This window comes from Corallococcus terminator (genome assembly GCF_003611635.1).
Taxonomy (GTDB): domain Bacteria; phylum Myxococcota; class Myxococcia; order Myxococcales; family Myxococcaceae; genus Corallococcus; species Corallococcus terminator.
Window position 1 is genome coordinate 1 of record NZ_RAVZ01000789.1, and the last position, 506, is coordinate 506.

The 506-nt window shown below is 65.6% G+C and carries 1 protein-coding gene; it reads left to right on the plus strand.

The window, feature by feature from the left end; translation table 11 throughout:
• Positions 1-506, plus strand: a 506-nt coding sequence (locus D7V88_RS43555; RefSeq protein WP_158625301.1) for a TrbI/VirB10 family protein, incomplete at both ends; no start/stop codon positions are given.

A 506-nucleotide genomic window follows, 5' to 3' on the forward strand; every position in this document is an offset into this window, starting at 1 on the left:
GCATCGACGAAATGATTGCCCGGGAGTACGGAGGTCGTCCGCGCGTGACGGCTGGGGGCAACATCGAGGTGGAGGTGGGGGACAAGGCGCTCGCGAAGCCGCAGACGTCTGCGCCCGTTGCTGCCGCCCGCACCGGACCTGATTGGTTGCAGGTGTCGGATGCACCGGCCAGCGACGGGGAGACGGCGCCTCCTCTCACACTTCGCGTCCCGCTCGGCGCGCACATCAAGGTGCGCCTTCTCACCAACATGGACAGTCGCGTGTGTTCGGAAGGCCCGGTGGAGGCGGAGCTCAAACACCCCTACGTCGAGAAAGGAGAAGTCCTCCTGCCGTCGCGCACACGCTTCTATGGGACATGCTCCACCAACGGCACTCGCTTCACGGTGGCTTTCACCACGGTGCGACTGCCTGACTTCGGCACCTACAAGATGGACGGCGTGGCCTTTGATGCCCGGGAGCAGAAGGCAGGCCTCGCGGCCAGTCGGACCATTGCAGCGGCGAAGCAG